This window comes from Paenibacillus sp. HGF5, assembly GCF_000204455.1.
In the GTDB taxonomy this organism is placed as follows: Bacteria; Bacillota; Bacilli; order Paenibacillales; family Paenibacillaceae; genus Paenibacillus_AQ; species Paenibacillus_AQ lautus_A.
Genome location: NZ_AEXS01000132.1, coordinates 13,323 through 35,790 on the forward strand (window position 1 = coordinate 13,323; position 22,468 = coordinate 35,790).

Annotated in this window: 17 protein-coding genes; 3 read left to right on the plus strand and 14 right to left on the minus strand. The window is 52.7% G+C overall.

Features of this window, described 5'->3' with window-relative positions; all coding sequences use genetic code 11:
• Positions 1-307 precede the first annotated feature (307 nt).
• From HMPREF9412_RS20630 to HMPREF9412_RS20695, 14 genes are all read right to left on the minus strand, one after another.
• The gene (locus HMPREF9412_RS20630) at positions 308-1,027 is read right to left on the minus strand and encodes a glycerophosphodiester phosphodiesterase (RefSeq protein ID WP_009593699.1); all 720 of its coding nucleotides are present in this window, start codon (positions 1,025-1,027) and stop codon (positions 308-310) included.
• 250 nt (positions 1,028-1,277) lie between these two features.
• On the minus strand, positions 1,278-2,138 hold the full coding sequence (locus HMPREF9412_RS20635; RefSeq protein WP_009593684.1) for a carbohydrate ABC transporter permease: 861 nt from the start codon (positions 2,136-2,138) through the stop codon (positions 1,278-1,280).
• Positions 2,128-3,084 carry a carbohydrate ABC transporter permease gene (locus tag HMPREF9412_RS20640; protein ID WP_036672924.1) on the minus strand — a complete coding sequence of 319 codons (957 nt, stop codon included), beginning with the start codon at positions 3,082-3,084 and terminating at the stop codon, positions 2,128-2,130. The genes HMPREF9412_RS20635 and HMPREF9412_RS20640 overlap by 11 nt, the downstream gene beginning before the upstream one ends.
• On the minus strand, positions 3,084-4,421 hold the full coding sequence (locus HMPREF9412_RS20645) for an ABC transporter substrate-binding protein (RefSeq protein ID WP_009593675.1): 1,338 nt from the start codon (positions 4,419-4,421) through the stop codon (positions 3,084-3,086). Before HMPREF9412_RS20645 ends, HMPREF9412_RS20640 begins: the two co-directional genes overlap by 1 nt.
• 301 nt (positions 4,422-4,722) lie before the next feature.
• Positions 4,723-5,277, minus strand: a complete 555-nt coding sequence (locus HMPREF9412_RS20650; RefSeq protein WP_009593692.1) for a glycerol-3-phosphate responsive antiterminator — start codon at positions 5,275-5,277, stop codon at positions 4,723-4,725.
• Between the two features lie 542 nt (positions 5,278-5,819).
• Positions 5,820-6,290, minus strand: coding sequence for a DinB family protein (locus tag HMPREF9412_RS20655; RefSeq protein ID WP_009593680.1), 471 nt, complete (start codon positions 6,288-6,290; stop codon positions 5,820-5,822).
• A gap of 148 nt (positions 6,291-6,438) precedes the next feature.
• Positions 6,439-8,511, minus strand: coding sequence for an amylo-alpha-1,6-glucosidase (locus HMPREF9412_RS20660; RefSeq protein ID WP_009593674.1), 2,073 nt, complete (start codon positions 8,509-8,511; stop codon positions 6,439-6,441).
• A 14-nt stretch (positions 8,512-8,525) separates the two neighbouring features.
• Positions 8,526-10,655, minus strand: coding sequence for a beta-glucosidase BglX (gene bglX, locus HMPREF9412_RS20665; protein ID WP_009593691.1), 2,130 nt, complete (start codon positions 10,653-10,655; stop codon positions 8,526-8,528).
• A gap of 26 nt (positions 10,656-10,681) precedes the next feature.
• Entirely contained in the window at positions 10,682-11,506 is an 825-nt protein-coding gene (locus HMPREF9412_RS20670) for a carbohydrate ABC transporter permease (RefSeq protein ID WP_009593690.1), read from the minus strand.
• A 5-nt stretch (positions 11,507-11,511) separates the two neighbouring features.
• Positions 11,512-12,456, minus strand: a complete 945-nt coding sequence (locus HMPREF9412_RS20675; RefSeq protein ID WP_009593673.1) for a carbohydrate ABC transporter permease — start codon at positions 12,454-12,456, stop codon at positions 11,512-11,514.
• A 120-nt stretch (positions 12,457-12,576) separates the two neighbouring features.
• Complete coding sequence (locus HMPREF9412_RS20680; protein ID WP_009593696.1) at positions 12,577-13,824, minus strand: ABC transporter substrate-binding protein; 1,248 nt, start codon at positions 13,822-13,824, stop codon at positions 12,577-12,579.
• A gap of 170 nt (positions 13,825-13,994) precedes the next feature.
• Positions 13,995-15,551 carry a response regulator gene (locus tag HMPREF9412_RS20685; RefSeq protein ID WP_009593689.1) on the minus strand — a complete coding sequence of 519 codons (1,557 nt, stop codon included), beginning with the start codon at positions 15,549-15,551 and terminating at the stop codon, positions 13,995-13,997.
• A gap of 6 nt (positions 15,552-15,557) precedes the next feature.
• On the minus strand, positions 15,558-17,360 hold the full coding sequence (locus HMPREF9412_RS20690) for a sensor histidine kinase (RefSeq protein ID WP_009593670.1): 1,803 nt from the start codon (positions 17,358-17,360) through the stop codon (positions 15,558-15,560).
• A 42-nt stretch (positions 17,361-17,402) separates the two neighbouring features.
• The gene (locus HMPREF9412_RS20695; protein ID WP_036672928.1) at positions 17,403-18,146 is read right to left on the minus strand and encodes a helix-turn-helix domain-containing protein; all 744 of its coding nucleotides are present in this window, start codon (positions 18,144-18,146) and stop codon (positions 17,403-17,405) included.
• Positions 18,147-18,257: 111 nt separating this feature from the next.
• On the opposite strand from HMPREF9412_RS20695, the gene HMPREF9412_RS20700 reads away from it, so the two are divergent.
• From HMPREF9412_RS20700 to HMPREF9412_RS20710, 3 genes are all read left to right on the plus strand, one after another.
• Entirely contained in the window at positions 18,258-20,546 is a 2,289-nt protein-coding gene (locus tag HMPREF9412_RS20700) for a glycoside hydrolase family 65 protein (protein ID WP_009593688.1), read from the plus strand.
• Positions 20,547-20,624: 78 nt separating this feature from the next.
• On the plus strand, positions 20,625-21,299 hold the full coding sequence (gene pgmB, locus HMPREF9412_RS20705) for a beta-phosphoglucomutase (protein ID WP_009593687.1): 675 nt from the start codon (positions 20,625-20,627) through the stop codon (positions 21,297-21,299).
• Between the two features lie 167 nt (positions 21,300-21,466).
• Complete coding sequence (locus HMPREF9412_RS20710; protein WP_009593697.1) at positions 21,467-22,429, plus strand: phosphotransferase enzyme family protein; 963 nt, start codon at positions 21,467-21,469, stop codon at positions 22,427-22,429.
• Positions 22,430-22,468 lie beyond the last annotated feature (39 nt).

Consider the following 22,468-nt stretch of genomic DNA (forward strand, 5'->3'; position numbering starts at 1 on the left):
TAACGGACAATTGTCCGCAGGTCAACTGAAAATTTTCATTAAATTTTCAAATTCGTCCACCCAGATGAAACCCGGATGAAGCCCGCGACGTTTCCCGCTGCCATAAGCACCGAAACAAGCAGGATATCCAACATTTCGGCCATTCATAATTAAAGGATCCGCCCCTAAATCGCGACTAGGGCGGATCCTTCTTCTATGCATATTTCGACTTTAGGTTCGCCTTGCCCCGAAAGACCCTTGGCATTTCTTAAATGCAGTTGTCCTAATAGGTCACTCCGCTGCACGCAAGTGTCAGACCCTGATAACGCTAAGCATTCAGTGCAATCTTTTCTTTGTACACTTTGGCCCAGCCTTCCAAGTTGTTCGTTACGATCAAGAGTTCAGGATACTGGGCAAGGGATGCCAATACCGCCTCGTCATCCGGCGTCCAGACGATGAGCTGGATCCCCCGCTTGCGCGCTTCCTCCATAAACGAAGGGGTCACGTATACATATTTGACGGACACATAGCGAGCGCCGATCTGTTCCAGATAAGGAAAGACCGATGGCGTCGCCCCATAAATCACAAGCCCCAGCTCGATGTCAGGATCAAGGGAACGGGCACGTTCTATCGAATAATGATCGAAGGAGGTCAGGAATACCTGCTTATCCATGCCCGTATCCTTGATCACGTCAATGACCTTCTGTTCCAGCCCGGGATAGGTGTCCCCCATCTGCTTCAGCTCGATGTCAACGATCATCCGATCCTTGGCAAAAAGCAGCGCTTCCTCCAGCGTGGGGATGACTTCCCCCCGGCCTGCATCCAGCTTGCGTATTTCCTCCAGCGTGAAGGCGTTGATCGCTCCGGTTCCGTTGGTCGTCCGGTTAACCGTAGGATCATGAATCACGACAGGCACGCCGTCCTTCGTCAGCTGGACATCCAGCTCCAGGTGCGAGAAACCAAGCTCCAGCGCTTTCCGAAAGCCCAGCATCGTGTTCTCCGGATATTTGAGCGGATACCCTCGATGGGCCAATCCCCGTACTTCCATGTGCCATTCCCTCCATATTTAAGTCGATTGACGGCCTCGATCACACTGCCGCCGCAAGAAGACGGACTTACGCAATCGAAATGGCCGTTTGCAGCTCTATAGGTTTGTTCGCCGCAGGCTTCCCGATCCCTGCTGCGCACAGCAGGAATTAGCTTTATGTCCTTCGCTCGAACAAAGAGACGGTATGGCGGTGTATCCTTGCCCACCGTCTCCACACCGTCCTGAATTCCGCAACATATGATATATGCGCTTATTTAAACGTCGAGTTCGCCATCGCGGCCACGATATGCTTCTGCATCACCGTAAAGACCAGCACGATCGGGATGATCGCCATGACGCTGGACGCCATAATGACGTTGAAGAACATCGCTTCATTCCCGGCGATGGAATCACGCAGCATTGCTATGCCCACCGTAAGCACACGCATGTCGTTGTTGTTGGTCATGATCAGCGGCCAGAAATACGAGTTCCAGGACGAAATGAAGATCAACACGCCCATGGTGACGATCGTCGGCATCGCCATCGGGAACAACAGCTTGTACAGAATGGAGAATCGTCCGGCTCCATCCACGCGCGCCGCTTCCAGCACGTCGTTGTTAATCGATTTGAACGCCTGCCGGAGCAGGAATATCGCATAGGCGGACGCCCCGTGAGGCACGATGAGCGCCCAGAAGGTATTCAGCCAATCGAGCTTGGACATCATGACGTACACGGGAACGAAAATCACCTGTTCCGGCACGATCAACGCGGCAAGCACCAACAGAAACAGCGCGTCCCGTCCCCAGAACTTCCCCTTCGCGAATGCATAAGCGGCCATGAGCGCCACGTTCAGCTGCAGAATTATGGTTCCGACCGCCATGAGCAAGGTATTGCCGAAGAACCGCGCGTAAGGGATAACCCGGAAGGCTTCGGCAAAGTTCTGCCAGGCAAAGGTTTCCGGCCAAAATGTAGGAACGGCCATCCGCATCTCAGACTGCGTCTTGAGCGCGCTGATCAGCAGCCAGTACACCGGAAAGAACATGACAAGGGTCACGATCACGGCCCCGATTACGCGGAGCGTCATTATGGTCTTTCGGTTCTTGGCGGATCCAGCCATATAATTATCCTTCATAGTGCACCTTCTTCCTGCTGACCACCCATTGTACCAATGTTAACAGCAATATGATCACGAACAGAATCATGACAAGCGCCGAGGCTCTTCCTGTTTTGAATTCATCAAAGGCCATCGTATAGATCCAGTACACGATCGCATTCGTTGCCTTGAGCGGACCGCCGCCCGTCATGACGTCGATCGACTGGAACACCTGCATGGAGGAAATAAAGCTGGTAATGACCAGAAACAAGGTCATCGGCGACAATAGCGGCAGCGTAATGTTGCGGAACTGCCGGAACTTGCTGGCTCCATCAATGGAGGCCGCCTCATAATACTCGGCCGGAATTCCGCGCATGCCTGCAATAAAGAGGATCATCGCAAACCCAACGCCCTTCCAGACCGAAACGGCAACCAGCGCCGGCAATGCCGTCGAAGGGTTGGTCAGCCATTCGACCGGCTCCATGCCGAACCAGGAAACAATGGAATTCAATAGCCCGTATTGTCCATTGTAAATCCATGTAAATACCATGGCCGCGACTACCATTGAGATGTAATAGGGCATAAAAACGACACCGCGCAAGAAACCGAACAACCGTGACGATGACACGTTGAGCAGCAAGGCCAGCAGCAGCCCGATGACCAGCGTGAATACAACGTCCATGACGGTATACAAGAACGTGACCTTTAAGGAGTGATAGAAATCCGAGTTCGACAGCAAGCGCGTATAGTTATCGACGCCCACGAATTTCTTCACGGGACGGGTCATGTTCCAATTCGTGAAGCTGATGTAGATGGAATAACCCAGCGGATAATACAGGAACACGCCCATAAACAGCAAGGCCGGAACTGCGAACGAGAAGTCCTTCCACTTCTCGATCAACGTATGAGACATCCGTTTAGAGACCGAAGCGGTCGCCCGATCGGACGCCGCCTTTGTCATTGCTTTATTGGTCTCCATAGGCATCACTCATAGTCAGCCAGAATATCGTTGATCTTCTTGGCTGCATCCTGCATAAGTGGTATAGGATCTTTTTTGTTCAATACCATTTCCCCGATGACTTCTTTGTAGACTTCGCTGAATTCAGGATAAGCCGGATGCTGCAGACGCGGCGTTACTTCGTCGAAATGCTCGTATACCGCTCTGTATTGCGGCCATCTTTCGAAATATTGATCGCCTTCTTCTGACTCGATTGCGGATTTTCTTGTCGGCAGGTATCCAACGGATTCAGCCCACTTAATGTTGTGCTCCGCCGAAGTCATGAACTCGATGAATTTCCAAGCCGCCTCTTTCTCCAGATCCTCGGCGCCGTCCATCATGACGATCCCCGCGCCGCCAATATTGGAGGTCCGCACTTTATCGCCAGGGATAAAGGATACGCCAACCTCAAAGTCCGCATTCTCGCGGTACATCTTGAGCAAAGCCGATGAATGCTGCACCATGGCGATTTCGCCGTTCAGGAACATCTGGCGCATATTGTCGGAAGCTCCTTTACCGAAGCCCATATGCATGCTGCCTTCATTTTGCCACTTGTAGAAGTTCTGGAGGTACCGGAGAGAATCCTCGGTCTCGACAGCGGAAGCACTCAGGTCCTCCGACAGGATTTGTCCGCCGCCGTTAATGTTCCACGGATCGTAGTACCACGTATCCCAGCCTGGAACGGAGAAGGCATAACGGGTCGTTTTGTCGCCTTCTTTTTTCGTTACCTTTGCATTAAAATCATCGATCTCATCCCACTTCTGCGGCGGTTCTACACCCAGCTCGTCCAGCATCGTTTTGTTGTATACAAACACGCTGGTACTGACGATCAGAGGGAATCCATATTGCTTGCCATTGAATGCATATGCATTCAGCATCCCTTTGGCGAAATCGTCCATCTTCACTTCATCGCGCTTAATCCATGGGCCCAAATCAGAGAACACTCCGCTGTCCGCAAAGTTTGGCAAGGACGCAACCTCGACATTCGTAACAGCCGGCACGTCATTCGCAGCCACTGCAGCCGATAATTTTTTGTGAAGATCAGGATAACCGCCTTGGAACACCGGCTCTACCGTAATATGAGGGTACTTCTTCTGGAATTCGGCAATCATGTAGTTCAAGCCTTCAAGCTGTGCATCCGCGTGGGCATGCCAGTATTGGATTTTAACGGGTGTCGTGTCGTTCTTCATATCCATCGAAGCGGCTTCCACGTCATCCAGCGAAACCTCTCCTCCGGCACTTTCACTTCCACCGCCGCCTCCGCAAGCCGTGGTAATCACCATAAATATGGTCAGTAACATTAACAACCATGATTTCTTTTTCATAGATGATCTGTTGTCCCCTTTCGAATCTATTCATCATTCATCATCCAAAATTACCGTCGATCCACTTCACCAAATGCCGGTTGGAACGGCACGCGGATCCCATAGGAATGGGAGAATCCCCATCCAAACAGCCCGCCTATCCCTTAAAAAGCGCACAAAAAATAGAGACGTCAAAAAGAGCGCAACCTAAGAGCCACCACCTCCTATAAAAGCTAAAGTAGCTGCTACTCGGGTTATCTCATCGTCTCCACCCCTAGCAAATATGTAATTGTGGTTAATCCGTCATTGCTACGTAAGACCGTTACGTCCAAAAACGCGTGTCTCCCGTAGATACGAGGTCTGCGCCGTTCGCCAGCGCCTCGTCGATTTCTTCTTCGCTTCGTAAAAAACCTCCCACTATGAGCGGACAGTGAATTTCCTTCTTCAGATCGCGGATGACGCGAGGCATAAGTCCCGGCATCAATTCCACTTCATCCGGACGTGCTTGTCCGATCATCTTCACTGCGGTTCCCAAAGCTGTCGTATCGATCGCAAACACGCGCTGTATCGAGCTGATGCCTGCTTGGCGCGAAGCCAATACCGTATTCGTCTTCGTCGTAATGATCCCGTCGATCTTGTACGAATCCGCCAAATACTGCACTGCGGAATTATCCCGGCCGATGCCGCTTACCATTTCCAGATGGACAAACACTTTTTTGCCTGAGGAGTGCAGTCGGTTTACGATATCCCTTAGTTTCATGATGTCGCCTGTCATCAGGTTCACCCGTTCCACCGCGCTGTTCACAGCCGCATCGATCTGTTCCAGCTTGGTAATCGAAGCAATAACGAGAAGACGGCGTCTCCCTTGATCTGTCATAAGTGCGTGTCCTCCTTATTATGAACACCTCTTATGATAGAGCTATAAGATCATGCGAGTATTAACGATATGTAAAATCTGTGTTAACGGCCCGCTTCTAGGCACCCGCATATCATGAATACGCTTTCTATTCAGTTAACAACAGATTCTGCTATATCCCTGGTTTGGTGGATTCCCTCCTAGATTCAGGATCATGCGGTTCTGCGAAGTATTGGATAGCGCTTTCAAAATGGCTTGTCGAGCTATTTAGTATCTATCATAGAGGAATTATTTAGCTAGAGTCTATAGCGAAATTTGTTTTATTTTGTCGAATTAAAAAGAATGTCAGCTCAATGTAATAAATATCATGGCGGGAAGCTCGTTTTTATGATCGTACAGCGATTGAAAGGCCCATGAAGGCAGTTTCAGGACAGCGGGCTGTGCGGAGGCTTGGATGCGGGGTAATCCGGACTCATTGACTCAGCAGGCGCACGAGCTTAATCAATAAGCCGGCCAAGAAAACTTCTTGGCCGGCCCCCTTGATCCATCCCGTCGAGCACTAGCTATTCGAACAAAGGAACCTTCGGGTCCTTCCCGTTGCAGTGAACCAGCATCGCATGCAGCTGCCCCCTGTGGTGATACAGATGCGTCACGATTTCGAGCAGCCATTCGTACCTGGAATAGGTGACGCCCCAATAAGAGGTCATCTCCTGATGAAGCTCCTCTTCCGTCATTTCTCGGAACGCCTGCTCCAGATATGAATAGTTGCTCAATAACTCCGCCTGTATGTCCTTCAGGTTATTTAACGACACGCCTGCGTAATAGGCGCTCATCTCCTCTTGGGTGGCTCCTCCGGATATATGGAAATCGGCCCGGCAGATGACGGCGATATGCTTGAGCAGCTCTCCGACCGAATGTTTGCCTTCCGTCGGCTTGACGAGCAAATCCCCTTCATCCAGCTTATCGATGATGGCGACAACTGAGACGACACCCACCTCGATCTGATGTAGGGCATATGTACAATAGGAATTCATAGGTTCTCTCCAATCCGGTATGTATACAGTAATCTGTTCAAAATCACCTCATTATTATAGAACATACGTTCCTAATCTTTCAACAAAAAAACAACCTGACCCTTAAGCACTAAGAGTCAGGTTGTTCAAAAGCAAATCTTGTATAAGATCAGCTAACCAGGTCAAATCCGGTTGTATTCTCAAGCACTTCCACATGAAACGCGCTGCCGTCAGCCTTACGCGCAACGCTAACCGACAGGTGCCCGCTTCCGATCGCAATCCGTTCGGCCTTCAGTTCGTTCATCCCTTCCGGAAGGAACGGGGACAACGCGATTTCTTTCTTCGCCCCGTTCGGATACAATCCGAGCATCGCTTGTAGGAAGACGATCGAGGTTCCGGCCGCCCAAGCCTGCGGCGAACAGGTTGTCGGATACGGAACCGGATGGCCCAGCTTCGCATCATGCCCGCAGAACAGCTCCGGCAGACGCTGGTACTCAAAATGAGCCGATGCCTGCAGCAGGCCGGAAATCACCTTCCCTGCCTCCTCCTTGAACCCCTGCTTGCCGAGTCCCAGCAGAATCATTGCATTGTCATGCGGCCATACGCTGCCGTTGTGATAACTCATCGGGTAATATCCGGTGGAGTCCGTGCTCATCGTGCGGATGCCGTAACCGTTAAACATGTCGTTTCTAAGCATCCGCTCGGCTTGCGCCTTCGAGCGGCTCTCTTCCGGCAAACCGCTCATAAGCAGATGCCCGGGATTCGAGGACACGCTGCGTACCTGGCGCAGATCCTTATCCAGCGCGATGGCGTAACACTGCTCATCCTCCATCCAGAAGCTCGCTTCGAAACGGACGCGAAGCTCCTCGGCTTCCGACTCCAGCTTGCGGGCGAGTTCCGGCTCGCCCAGCTCCGCGAAGACGGGTACCAGTGACTGCTTCGCTTGATACACATAACCCTGGACCTCCGACAGTGCGATCGGGGATTCCGCATACTCGCCGTTCTCATGGATGATCGAGTTGGCGGAATCCTTCCAGCCTTGGTTCGGGAAGCCTTTCTCGGCTTCCTGCTTGTAGGCCATGAAGCCGGAGCCCGCTTCCAGCGCGGCATCGATATAATCCAGTGCCCGCAGCATGTTCGGCTTGAGCTCCTCCGCCAGGGAGAGGTCGCCCGTCCAGCGGTAATACTCACCGATCAGCGCCAGGAACAGCGGCGTGGAATCGATGGTGCCGTAGTACGGCGAGAACGGAGACTGATTCGTCGTGACCAGCTCTCCGTAGCGAATCTCATGCATGATTTTGCCCGGCTGCTCATCCCGCCAAGGGTCTGTCTTCTCGCCTTGATAAGCCGCCAGCGTTCTCAAGGTTCCTTTGGCAAGCTGCGGGTTCACCGGAAGCATGAACAGCGCCGTGATCAAGCTGTCTCTGCCGAATGGAACCGCGAACCACGGCAGTCCCGCGACCGTTGTATCACCGAAGCCCACATCGGTCGTCAGCATGCGCAGATCCTGCAGTCCTCTCTGGTACAAGCCGCTGAACAGCGTGGAATCCGATTGGACCCGCGAGCTGTTCGCGTACCAAGCTTCATAGGAGGCTTCGAGTTTCTTCAGCCCCTCTTCGTAGGTCAGCGGCGTCGCTGCGGAATGCTGCTCCGTCATCGGCGTGACAAAGAACGTAATCACCTTCTGCTCTTTGGCTTTCAGGGACAAAGGGAACGAAACATTCCCGGCTTGATCCGTTTGGCCGCCGTCCGCATCCCAAGCAATGCGCGTCTGTCTTCTCAGGTTGTCAGCGCCGACATAAGCCAGTGTCATCTCTTGATCGCCTGTCCGTATACCCTCCATCATGCCGACTTCCCCTGTACGGTATTTGCGCACCAGGAACATATCCTGAAAATCGGCATCAAAGGACACGGCAAACTCGATATTCGAATCGGTCACAAAGTAATTGGTCAGCGTACAGCGCTCATACAGGACGCCATCATAGATGAAGCGTTCCCGAAGCACTTCGATCGCCCCTTCATCCTTGGCGTCCTTCATCAGGCGGAAGGAGGCCACATAGCTTTTATCCCCCGTGGAGGACAGAAGCGAAGGCTTCTCGCCATCGATGAACAGCTCCATGCGGCTCAGAAAACGCGTATCCTTCGTATACAAACCATGGCCCTGATCGTCCCCCTGGACGATATCTCCGTTAAGCCCGGTCAGAAAAAACACGTCTCCTTCTTTGATTACGCGGTAGTCCATGCATAAATCCCCCTTTATTCAACAACCTCAAGTTCAGCCTGCAGTCCTTCCTCCGAATGCGGTCCGACCCAGACATGGAACTTTCCGGGCTCTACCGTAAATTCAAGCCTTTCATCCAGCAGCCCCAATTCTTCACGTCCCAGCATAAAATGCACCTCACGGCTTTCACCAGGCTGCAGCCGCACCTTGGAAAACCCCTTTAGCTCTTTGACCGGCCGGGTCGAGCTTGCCACCAAGTCGCGGATGTAGAGCTGCGCGGTTTCCTCGCCGGCTCTGGATCCCGTATTCGTGATGCTCACGGATACACGCACGGATTCGTCCCGGCCGATCTGATGCCGATCCAGCTGCAGATCCGTATATTCGAACGTTGTATAACTAAGGCCGTACCCGAACGGATACAGCGGAGAATCATCGCAATCGATATAATCTTCGTATAGGTGGGGCCGCCCGGTATTCTTCCGGTTGTAATACATCGGAATTTGGCCCGTCGCGCGCGGAACGGTAACCGGCAGGCGACCGCTCGGATTGTACGCGCCCGTCAGCACGTCTACAAGCGCTAGGCCTGCGGCGGTTCCCAAATGCCAAGCTTCCACCACGGCATCGGCGTGCTCATGCAGCCATGGAGTCGCAAGCGGACGGCCGTTCATCAGCACGGCTATGACCGGCGTGCCGGTCTGCCGCTTCAGCTCGCGTATCAGGCGTTCCTGGCAGGGTGGAATCGTAATGGACGTCACATTGTAGTGCTCGCCGGTCATCGCTTCGGATTCGCCGACAACGACCACGGCGACATCACACTGCTTGGCAAGCTGAACGGCACGATCGACTCCGCCGTCCAGCTCCTCCAGTATGCCGCTGCCCTGCTCATAGAACACCTCGGCGTTCGGCGCGATTTCCGATTGAAAAGCATCCCGCACCGTGACAACGTCCTCATCCCGGCCTTTCCAAGCCCAGCAGCCCATTGAATTATGGCGATCATCGGCCAGCGGCCCGATCAGGGCCAGCTTCTTGTGCTTGCCGGTATCCAGCGGCAACATCCCGCCGCGATTCTGCAGGAGCACAATCGATTTCCGGGCGCTGTCCCTGGCCTGGGCCAGATGCGCCGCTGGAATGGCTCGTCCTTTCAGCAGATCTCCGGCTTCTTCGCCTTCCTCGCTTACATACGGGTTCTCGAACAATCCGAGGCGGAATTTCACCCTCAAAATGCGAAGCACCGCATCATTCAACAGCTGAAGCAGCTCGGGGTTATCCTGGACCAGCGCCTCCAGATGATCGAGATAGACGCCGGAATGCATGTCCATGTCGACGCCGGCGTTCAGCCCCTTCCGCGCGGAATCTTTCCGGTCCTCCGCATAGCCATGGTAGATCAGCTCTTCGATCGACTCCCAGTCGCTGACCACCATGCCGTCAAAGCCCCACTCCTGCTTCAATATATCCCGCAGCAGATAGCGGCTTCCGGAAGCGGGAACCCCATTGAGTTCGCTGAAAGCACTCATCACCGACAGAGCGCCTGCCCGAATCCCGTGCTCGAACGGCGGCAGCACGGTTTCCCGCAGCGTCCGCTCCGACATGTCCGTCGTATCATAGTCCCGGCCGCCTTCAATCCAGCCATAACCGGCAAAATGCTTCACGCATGCCGCTACGGTCGGGTTCCCGTCCCCGTTCGGACTTTGAAATCCTCTTACCTTCGCGGCAGCGGCCAGAGAGGACAGATAGGCATCCTCTCCCGTACTCTCCGCGATGCGGCCCCACCGGGGGTCGCGCGTCACGTCCACCATCGGGGCAAAAGTCCAACGGATGCCTTCCGCTGCTGCCTCTTCTGCCGCAATGCGGGCGTTCTTCTCCATCCCTTCGAGATCCCAGCTGGCGGCTTCGCCGAGCGGAATCGGAAAGATGGTGCGAAAACCGTGAATGACGTCATCCCCGATGAGAAGAGGAATCCCCAGCCGCGTTTCCTCCACGGCCAGCCGCTGGAGCTCGTTGATTTTTTTCGGACCATGCACATTCAGCAGCGACCCGATTTTGCCTTCGGCAACCAGCTTCAGCTCCCGCTCCTCGCACCGGCCGTACTGCACCGTTTGACCGATCTTCTCGGCCAAGGTCATCTGCGCGAGAAGGTCCTTCGCACGCTGTTCCACGTTATCCATGTCTAATCCCTCCCGATGCTTCGATATCAGCCTTTGACGCCTGCGTTCGAAATCCCCTCGATATATTGGCGCTGGAACAGGAAGAAGAACAGGATGATCGGCAGCGTGGACAGCACGACCCCTGCCATGATCATCGGCGTATTCTCGAAGAACATATCCTTCACGCTGTTCAGGCCGACCACCAGCACGTACATTTCCGGCGTATTCGCCAGCGTGCTCGGAACGAGGTAACTGTTCCAGGTTCCGGCAAATGCAAGAATCGACATCGTAATCAGCGATGAGCGGGCCAGGGGATATACGATCCGCCAGAAAGCGCCCATCTTCGTCAAGCCATCCATCCGCGCAGCCTCCAAGAACTCGTTCGGAACCGAGATGAAGAACTGGCGGAGCATGAAGATATACAAGCCTTGATAGAGGAAGGGCACCGTCAATCCCCAGAACGTGTTCAGCCATCCGAGCTGCGCCACGTTCACGTATACCGGGATCAGGATCATATGGTACGGCACCATCATGGTGGCCACAACGATCCAATATATCAGTCCTTTACCCTTGAAATTCAGCTTGGCCAGCGCAAAGCCGGCCATCGGGTTAATGATGAGGTTCCCGATGACAACGACGCCGGTCATGATCACGGTGTTCATGAACCATCTCGGCACGTTGTACGCATCGTTCGTGAAGAAGATTTTGAAGTTCTCGAACGTCCAGTTGGCCGGCGACGTCAGCGTATTGACATGGCGCATCGGGATGACGGACGTATAGATGGTATAGAGAAAAGGAAGGGCGAATAAGAGCCCCAGGATGATCGTGCCGATGTACAGAAACGGCCGACCTTTATTCGTTCGGGTCAACATTACTCTCACTCCTTCTCATCCAGGAATTTTTTTTGCAGGTACGTAATCAGCATGATGATCATGAAGAACAGCACCACCGCCGCGCTTCCGTATCCAATGTTCATGTAACGGATCCCGTGCTGGTAGAAATACGTCACCACCGTGCTGGTAGCGCCGGCCGGCGAGCCGAGCGCGCCATAACGGGAAATCGCGGCAATTTGGTCGTAGATCTGGAAGCCGGCGATCGTCGACACCGACACGATGAAGAACGTGATCGGCTTCAGGAACGGCACCGTAATGTAGCGGAATTTGTTCCACTTGGACGCCCCGTCGATCTCGCCCGCTTCATACAGATCCTTCGGAATTTCCTGCAGGCCCGACAAGTACACAATCATGGTGAATCCGGCTTGCTGGAAGATAAACAGAATACATACGAATAAGAGCGCATAGCTGGTATCCGCAAACCAAGTCACGTTCCCGAAGCCCAAAGCTCCGAAAAATTTCGTCAGGAAGGTGCCCTGCTTGAAAAGCATCATGAACACGGTCGTGATCGCGATCTGCGAGGTAATATACGGAATGAAGAACACGGTCCGGAAAATCCCCTTGCCCTTCAGCTTCTGGTTCACCAGGATCGCCAAAAGCAGACCGAGCAGGGTCTGAATCGGAATCGAGATGACGACGATTTCCAGGGAGTGAAGCAGCGCCCGGAAGAATTCTTTATCTTGCAGAATGGTGACATAGTTTTCGAGGCCGATGAATTTGGCCTGGTCCAGGGCAGCGAAGTTCGCATCCTGAAAACTTCTTACGAAAGACTGGATGAATGGATACAGAAACCACCATGCCCACAAAATCAAAAAGGGCAGCGTAAACAACCAGCCCAGCGTCTTATCGGAGTCTGCCAGCGAACGGAACCAGGATGGCCTGATCTTGTTCCCCTTCATATCAGCGTGCTTGCTGCTGTAATCGGACATAAGTTATCCCCCGCTTCCAAACTTAAATTGGTTGGTTCATGAAAAACCCACACAAAGTGGTGTGAACAAAGGCTCCCGCTCCCCTGATAACAAGGAGCGGGAGCGGGTGTTGCCTCTTTCTTATTTGAACTGGCTTTGAATGTCGTCGAGAATTTGCTGAGCCGTTTTACCGGAGCCGCCCAGAATCAGGCCTTCCAATTCTTTCACGAGCTCATCCGTAAAGCGCTTGGTATCCGTTGGATACCCATAGTCCGTGCTGTACTCCAGCGCAGGCTGCAGCGCCTTGAATTCAGGGTTCTTCTCGAAATACTGCTCAGACAGCGAGGATACGGCCGGATTGAAGCCGAGCTCCATGAATGCGGTTTGCGTATCGTCGTTGGTCATGTAAAAAGCAGCCTTCAGCGCAGCTTCTTTGTTCTTCGCGTCTTTCAATACCATGTAAGCGTCAGAGCTCATGGTGCTGCCGTTCGTCGTTCCTTTTGGTACCGGAATAGCAACCATTTTCAGGTCCGGATTCGCATCCTTCAGATACCCTTTGTACCAGTAACCGCCTGTACTCATAGCGCCCTGCTCATTGCTGAATACTTCGCCGTCCCAGCCGAAGCCGAGCGATTTCGGCGTGACCGCCAGTCCTTGGTCGTACATATCGATGATCATTTCCAGCGCCTTGACGTTCTCAGGGGAGTTGATGGTCTTACCGTTACCCCAGCCTCCGCCGAAGCTCTTCACGTAGTTCGTGATATGGAAGGCATCCAGGTTCACGATAATGCCCTTCACATCGCCTTTGTTCAGCACTTTGGCCGCTTCGATCACTTCATCCCATGTGGTTGGATACTCGCCGAGGCCGGCATCCTTCCACATTTGCTCATTGATGAAGAACATCGCCGGCATATCGCTGTTCGGTACGCCGTATTGCTTGCCGTCCACGTTCCAAATCTTCTTCGATGTATCCGGGAAACGGTTCATGTCCACGCCCGTCGCTTGAACCAGGTCATCGATTGGCGAGAACAATCCTTTATTGATGTACTCGTAAGCACCTTCGTTGGACATTTTAATGAAGTCAGGCGCTACGCCCGCAGCAATTTCACCCGGAAGCGTGTTCCAGAACTGCTCGCTGCTCGGATATTGCTTAATTTTCAGTTCGATCTCCGGATACTGCTCGGAGATGGTGTCAGCCGCTTTCTGATAAATCTCCAAATCCTGCGCCGTACCCCAGAATCCGAAATTCACCGTTACTTTTTCAGCAGCGTCTCCGGCTCCATTATCTGTATTGTCAGCGCTTTTACTGCCGCCGCAAGCGGTTAAACCCACAACAAGAGCCAGGCACAAAACCAGCATGGCCGAAAACTTCTTGTTCCATTTACCCATGATGCTACCCCCCACGTTTCTTTTGATTTACCTTACATCTTCATGATAAAGAGCCGGGACAACAAAAAAAATTAATCAAATGATGATTAATTTTTAAAATTGACTATTTTTTATAAATAGATTGCACTGCACGAGCGTTTTTATGAAAAATCACACTTTCTTCTCTAATATCACACTTCATCTTTCCTATATTGTTTAGGAGAAAAGCCTGTGTATTTCTGGAATACAATGGCAAAATGGGCCTGATTATTGAATCCCACCATCTCGGCAACGTCATAAATTTTGTAGCGATAGTCCTTGAGGAGCACCTTCGCCTTCTCGATCCGAAGCTCGTTAATATAATCGAACAGGCCCTGACCGACCTCTTGCTTAAACAATCGGCTGACATAATTCGGACTGACGTGGAACAAATCCCCGAACAATTTCAAGGAAAGGCTCTCCGGGTAGTGCTCCTCCGTATATTCCATAATATTTCGCGTGAGCTGGCTGTAGCCTCTCAGCTCCAGATGGCTGCGATTCTTGAGCCGCTCCTCGAACAAGGCACGGTATGCGGCCGATAGCTGCCCGAATTCATGGATCTCTTCAAAGGCCGATGTTTCTTCTTGAGCGTCTCCCCGGCCCGGTACGCCTGTGCCCTCTCCGATCATAAACAGCAGACCTTCGTATACCTTGCGGACATCCTTCTCTTCCATGCATTCTTCTTGCGCCAGAAACTTCTCCCACTGGGACAGCAGCTCCAGGAAGCGCTCGTTCGCCTCCTCCCTGAGGGCAGACTTCATCTGGCTTAAATAGGCATCGGCCTGTCTATAGACGTGCTCACCCTTCTGTTTCAGATGCTGATAATAAAAGATCGACGTATCCGGGTGATAAAATTGATGGGACAGCGCTTTGCCCGCCTGCTCGTAGCCCGTCCGAATGCCTTCGAAATCGGCAAACCAGTCGCTGATGCCCAGCACGATGTCGATATTGACAAACCGCTTCAGCGCCGAACTGATCATTTGCACCATTTTATTGACGCGCGTCAACGAGGCCAGCAGGCTTTTCAGCTCGCTGTTGCTGATGAATACGGCACTGCACTGTTCATCCAGCTGAAGATATTCAACTTCCTTCTCCGTGGACAGAATCTCGCTGACGACGTTCTGCACCGTATTCGGCAGGATCGACTCGGTTTCCTTGGGGTACCTTTTGATAACCGCGTGATAATCCTTGATTCTGAAAAGAACGACGTACATATTGCCCTCTTTGAGCTCCGTTTCATGCAGATCATGAACATGGCCACGGAGAGCGTCATATAATATCTGCTCCTTCCGGTTGCCCGCCGTACCCGGCCCGACTTGGGCCGGAATCCCCCGGCTCCCGAACTGCTCCCGGACGCTCTTCAGCATCGCAGTCAGCTCGCGTTCATTCATGTCGGGTTTGTGGAAATAATCAAAAGCCCCCAGCTTCAACGCTTCCTTCACGTAGGCAATATCATCGAAGCTGCTCAACACGACCGTTTGAACCGGGATCTGCCGGTCCTTGATCGTCCGGAGCACCTCGAGCCCGTCCATCTTCGGCATTTTGATATCCAGCAGCACCACGTCCGGCACGGTTTCCGTTATCAGACGCAGCGCTTCTTCGCCGTCACCCGCTTCACCGACAATGTCCACGCCCTGAGCTTCCCAGTCAATCGCCGATTTGATCCCGATCCGAACGAGCGGCTCGTCATCTACTATAAGTATTCGCACTTGCTATCACCCTGCTTCTTCTGTGATGATCGGAACCCGAAGCCATGCGACCGTTCCGCCCTGTTCTCCCCTTTGGATCCACAGGCCGTACTCGGGCCCGAAATGAAGGGATATCCGGTTCCGTATATTGTTCAGTCCGATCGAGTTGAAGGTATCCTGCGGACCGTCCTGCTCCACCTTCGCCTGTCCGCCCTCCGGAAAACCGCGCCCGTTATCGCATACCTTCATGATCAGCGCATCCGATTCCTCATAAATCGATATGACAAGGCTGCCCTTGTAATCGATGCCTTCAAAGCCATGGAAAACCGCGTTCTCCACAAGGGGCTGAAGCAGAAACTTCAGGGTCCTATGATTCATTACGGCCGGATCCACCTCGTACGTGACATCAAATTTATTAAAATATCGGAAATCGAGAATTTTCGTATAGTTCTCCATGAATTCGACTTCCTCGGCAATGGTCACGTAGTCGCCTTCCTTCTTCACCGTAAACTTGATAACCGAAGAGAAAGCCTGCAGCGCTTCTTCAATGCCCGTTGCCCCCTGAATCTTGGCCATCCACTTGATCACGTTCAGCGTGTTGTAGATAAAATGCGGACGAATCTGCGATTGCAGCGCATTCATCTCCAGGTTCCGCTTCTCCTCTTCCTCTACGTAAATCCGCTCGATTAAATCGCGGATTTCGTGCAGCATCTGGTCCACGGTATGGCTAATCACGCCGATTTCGCCGTGCTGCTTCGTATCAAAGCTTACGTCAAGCTGACCTTGGGAGACAAGCTTCATTTTGCTGTTCAGCACCGCCAGCGGCTTCATGATCGTGGTGGCGATCCGGGCCGAGATCAGGATGGACAGCACGAGCAGCAGGATCAACGCACCGATCAGAATAGCCACCATCAGGTACACGATCGAGAACAGATCCTTCTTCGGGATGACCGTGACCGCCTTCCAATTCGCCATGGAAGAGGAAGAAGAAATCATGTAGGTATCCCGACTGATCTGCGTGTTGACCTGGCCGTCCGCGTTATATTGAAAGTCGCTTCCCAATACCTCGGACGCCGCCAGTCCGATTTCCTCGGGGTGAACGCTGTGCACGATATGATCGGTTTCGTCGATCAAGTAAAAATTCGTATTCTCGGAAAATGACGACTCGCTCCACAGCGTCTTGAGTTTATTCACCGAAATATTAAACAGGATAAACCCGAGATCCTCCTTCGTGTACGGATCCAAGATGGCCCTGCCCACCGACACGACCGGAATTCCCTTCGTTGACAGCAGTCGCTCCTGATGAATCCCTATCGGGACAAAGCCGCCATACGCTTCCCTGATCTTCCGGACAAAAGGCTCGCGGGTAAACTGCTCCTTGAAATAAGCGAAGTTCATATATTCCCGGTTGCTTCGGCCGATGATGGACCGGCTGTTCTCGTGGTAGATAACCACGGAGTCAATCAAGTCCGAATACAGCATGATCCCGCTCTGGATCAAGCCGTTCACTTTATCGAAATCCTGCCCCCGCTCCAGCAATGGATACGTCACCTTGCCGTAATCCTTCCGCATAATGGGATACACCGTGGAGTCCTGGATCGGGAACATGGACAGCCGGAGCAGCGGCTGCAGGGAGGTATCGATATTTTTAATGATTTGTTTGTTGTTTTCCACGGCGGCATCAATCATCGTGCTCCGATTATTCTCCACGTAGACCCAGGATACGATCCCGCCGATCAGAAGAAGGGGAACGATGATGAAGGCGGAGAACGCCGCAATCAGTTTCTTCTCCAGGCTTAAGTGAAGCATTTTCTGCTTTAGTTTCTTCATGGGCCGCGTCTCTCTTTTCTCGTTGTTCGATAGGATCGTCCTTTACCGCGCCGTGCCGCTTATCCGGAATTTTCTCGGCGTCATTCCCGTAAAATTCTTGAATAATTGCGTATAATAACTCTGGCTGCAGAACTTGAACGTAAACGCGATTTCGGATATCGACTGGTTCGTATTGGCCAGCAAATGCTTGGATTCCTCAATCTTCCGCCGATTAATAAAGGTGGTTATGGCTTCGCCCGTCTCCCGCTTGAAACGATCGGACAGGTAGCTCGGGTGGACCTTCAAATATTCCGCGACCCTCTGCAGGGTCAGCTCCTCGAAAATATGCTCCCGGATGTAATAGATCGCCAGGTTCACAATGTGAGAGAACGACACGTCTTCCTTCTCGGAGCGGATCATCGACACAAACTGCACCAGCATCTCATATTCAAAATGAACCAGCCGCTCCACATCGCTCATTCGCTCGATCTCGAGGATCAGCGTGTCGCTTAAATGAAAGGCGATCTCGGGATCCACGCCGCCTTTGATGATGGCCCGGGTAAATAAGGTGCAGGAGGCAATCAAGGCATTCTTCTTCGATCGAAGCGGATACGTCGCCAGCACGGCCGCTTCCAGCTCGTTAATTTTGCGCAGCATGTCCATGGCTCTATTCTCATCGCCGAAGCGGATCGCTTCCAGCAGCTCGTGTTCATAGTCGAACGGGGGATGGATAAAATTCTCGCGCAAATAAAACATGCGGGAAGAAAGGTAAAAGGGTTGGTTTCCAGAACGTGAAGGCTCTTTCATTATTTCCCCACCACCTAAAAATATTGATAAAAACCTTGATATTTTAGTATAACATAACTCCGATTGGCTCTAAAATTCAAGAATAACCATGCTAGGAAGGAAGTGTAGACCATGACCTGGAATATATCAAATCCTGATTTGTCGCAGCAAGCCCTGCTGAATATGGAAAGTATTTTTGCACTCGGAAACGGTTACCTGGGTGTGCGCGGCAACTTCGAAGAAGGCTACGGCGAGCGCCTGTCCACCATTCGCGGCACCTACCTGAACGCTTTCCACGACGTGATTGAAATCCCTTACGGCGAGAAGCTCTTCGCCTTTCCCGATACACAGCAAAAGCTCGTTAACAATATTGATGCCCAAACGGTCCTGATCTATTTAGGCGACGAGAAAGAACCCTTCCGCCTGGATCACGGAACGATCACTGCCCATGAACGCCGCTTGCATATGGACAAGGGGTACTCCGAACGAATCGTGCAGTGGAAATCGCCCGAGGGCAAAGAGATCAAGCTGACCTTCCGCCGTCTGGTGTCCTTTGCGCACCGGGAGCTGTTCGCCATCGACGTTCGGATGGAGCCGGTCAATTTCAACGGCCAGATTCGCATCGTTTCCACCGTGAACGGCAAAGTGAAGAACTACACCAATGCCAACGATCCCCGGGTAGGCGCAGGGCATGCGGAACGGATGACCGTCATCGATGCCGGCGTCAAGGGCAGCGATGCCTATGTCGTAGACGAGACGATGGCGTCCAAGCTGCGTGCCGCTTGCGTGACCCGTCATCGCTTGAATGCCGATGCGGACATTCAGCTCGAAGCCGGAACTGGAGAGGTTACCTTCACGGCTGTTCTTCCATTGACCGGACCGATCCACTTTACGAAATACAATCTGTATACCGACAGTCTTCGTCACGGGCAAGACATGCTCGAGCGCGGCATTCAGCTGCAGGAGGAGTTGAAGGATACTTCGTTCGAGGACTTGCTTGCCGAGCAGGGCGAGTATCTGAACGACTACTGGAAATCGGCAGACGTCGTGATTCAGAACGATGACCAGCTCCAGGAAGGCATCCGCTTCAATCTATTCCAGCTGCTGCAATCCGCCGGACGGGACAAGCACAGCAACATTTCCGCCAAAGGACTGAGCGGCGAAGGTTATGAAGGCCATTATTTCTGGGACACGGAGATTTACATGTTCCCGGTATTTCTGATGACGCAGCCGGACATTGCGCGCCAGCTGCTGCTGTATCGTTATTCCACGCTGGAGCAGGCGAGAGACAGAGCGCGGGAAATGGGACACCGGCAAGGGGCGCTGTTCCCGTGGCGCACGATCTCCGGAACGGAATGCTCCTCCTTCTTCCCTTCGGGAACGGCGCAATACCATATCAGCGCAGATATCGCCTACAGCTATATTCAGTATTATCTCGCCGAGCAGGACCGGGATTTCCTCTTGTCCTACGGGGCCGAGGTACTGATCGAAACCGCCCGCCTGTGGGCCGACATCGGCCACTATTATAACGGCGCTTTCCATATCGATGAGGTGACGGGGCCGGATGAGTATACCTGCTGCGTGAACAACAACTATTACACAAACGTCATGGCAAAGCATAACCTGAAATGGGCCGCCAAGAGCTGCGCCATTCTGGAATCCTACGATGCGCAAGGCTTCAAATCCCTGTGCGGCCGGCTTGGCGTAACCGCGGATGAAATTTCCGCTTGGGCGAAAGCGGCGGACGCCATGCTGCTCCCGTATGATGAAGCGCTCGGCATTAACCCGCAGGACGATACGTTCCTCCGCAAAGCGGTATGGGATTTCGAGAACACGCCGGAGGACAAATATCCGCTGCTGCTGAACTATCACCCGCTCACCATTTACCGTTATCAGGTATGCAAACAAGCGGATACGGTGCTCGCCCACTTCCTGCTGGAAGACGAGCAAAGCTTGGAAACGATCCAGCGTTCGTATGATTACTACGAAGGCATCACGACGCATGATTCGTCGCTGTCTTCCTGCATCTTCAGCATCATGGCCTCAAAGATCGGCAATATGGACAAAGCGTATGAGTACTTCATCGAGACGGCACGTCTCGATCTGGACAATACGCACGGCAACACGAAGGACGGCCTGCACATGGCCAACATGGGCGGTACCTGGATGTCGATCGTCTACGGCTTTGCCGGCATGCGCCTGAAGGAAAGCGGACTTTCCCTCTCCCCGGCCATTCCGAAGGACTGGGAGAAGTATGCGTTCCGCTTGAACTTCCGCGGCCGTCTCATCGGCGTAAACATCGAGAAGGACGGCGTGTCCTTGGAGATCGTCGAAGGCGAATCCATCGAGATCAAGCTGTACGACGAGGCCGTAACGCTTGAAGCCGGGAAACCTGTGAAACATGCGCTGCAGAGCAAATAACGCATTTTTCTTGCGATATCCGGAAGGTCCCTGTTTCGGGTTTATACTTTCCGTTTTCTCACAAAGGAGCTATAAGATATGAAAGAAACACGCAAGCTGAAGGCTGTCATCTTTGACTTGGACGGCGTCATTACCGATACCGCGGAGTATCATTATCAGGCATGGAAAGCCACGGCAACCGAGCTGGGCATTCCCTTCACGAGAGAATTCAACGAGAATCTCAAAGGGGTATCCCGAATGGATTCCCTAAAGCTCCTGTTAAGCCAGGCGGAGACGCCTGTAAACTATTCCGATGAAGAGCTGGTACAGCTGGCTGACCGCAAAAACAAGCTGTACGTCGAGCTGATCGAAACGATCACGCCAGCCGACCTGCTGCCGGGAATTACGGAATTTGTAGCAGACATCCGGTCGGCCGGCCTGAAGACCGGCATCGCGTCAGCCAGCAAAAACGCCATCGCCGTGCTTACACGGCTTGGGGTCATGGACCAGTTCGACGTGATTGTCGACGTAACCAAGCTGAAGAACAACAAGCCGGACCCGGAGATCTTCCTCACCGCTGCCGCAGAGCTTGGCGTAGAGCCTGCCGACTGCATCGGCGTGGAGGATGCCGCCTCCGGCGTTGACGCCATCAAGGGCGCCGGCATGTTCGCCGTCGCGATCGGCAACCCCGCGCATTTCCCGCATGCGGATGTCGTGCTGTCCAGCACGTCGGAGCTGAATTTCCGTGAGCTGGCGCAGAAATTCGAAGGCTGATAGAAAAATGTAAGGGTGCTCCTAAAGGAGCGCCCTTTTTCGTATAGCCCTCCCATTTTTTGCAACCACCCGCGATCTTCGTTAGACTGTAATTGGTAGTGAGTACAGTAACTTTCCGGTATGTAAGCATAAGCATCATATCGAGAATACGATAAAGGGGACTTTCCATGGAACAGGCTGTCTTGGATCAAGGGGCCGAACGATTCGGCCGAGGTTCTTATTCGCTGAAGTTACTTGGGGGATTCGATCAGAATGTATTTGAATACAACGGTGAAGACGGACGCCGCTTCATTATGAAATTCTTGGACGCGTCCAAATACCGCAAAGCCTCGATCATTCGCGAGCTGACGTGGATGGCCTATCTCGCCGAGCAGGGTCTGAACATGGCAGTGTCCATTCGATCCGCACAGGATCTTCTTATTGAAGAGGTAACCCACGATTCCAAGCGATACCATGTCATTGCCTTTACGAAGGCTCCCGGCAGCCCGTTAACGGATGTAACATCGGATTTTGCGATAATCAAGCAGTGGGGACGCGGGATGGGCCGTATGCATAAGCTCGGCAAAAAGGACGCCACCGCTTCGTCACTCGTGCACCGAATGGCGTTTCCCCAATGGAATGATCATGTGATTTTTACCGATGCGTTCCCGGAGGCTGCAGGTGAAAGAGTCCATACGCAGTGGAAGCTGTATCTTAAGGAATTGGAGTCCCTCCCGCAGAATGAGGAAGGCTACGGCATCGTCCACAATGACCTCCACCATCACAATTTTCACGTACATAACGGGGAGATTATCTTTTTCGATTTCGGGGATGTCTCGTACCATTGGTTCGCCTACGATATCGCCATCGCCATCTATCATGCGGTTCAGACGGTTTCGGAAAACCGGAAAGCCGAGTTTGTGGCCCGATTCTTCGACTCGTTCTTATCCGGCTATCTTCAAGAGAATACGCTGAGCGAGGAATGGATCCAGCGGATCCCGTTGTTCATCGACTTTCGTAATATCTACTCCTATGTCTACTTCGCCAAATTCGTAAATTGGAATGAGATGGATGAACGCACCCGGAAATATCTGTTAGCGATGAAAGCGGATATTGAGGCAGGCAAATCCGTTGTAAAGCTGTCTATTTAATAAGAGAAGGAAGATTGCTCTGCCATGAAACCTAAATCC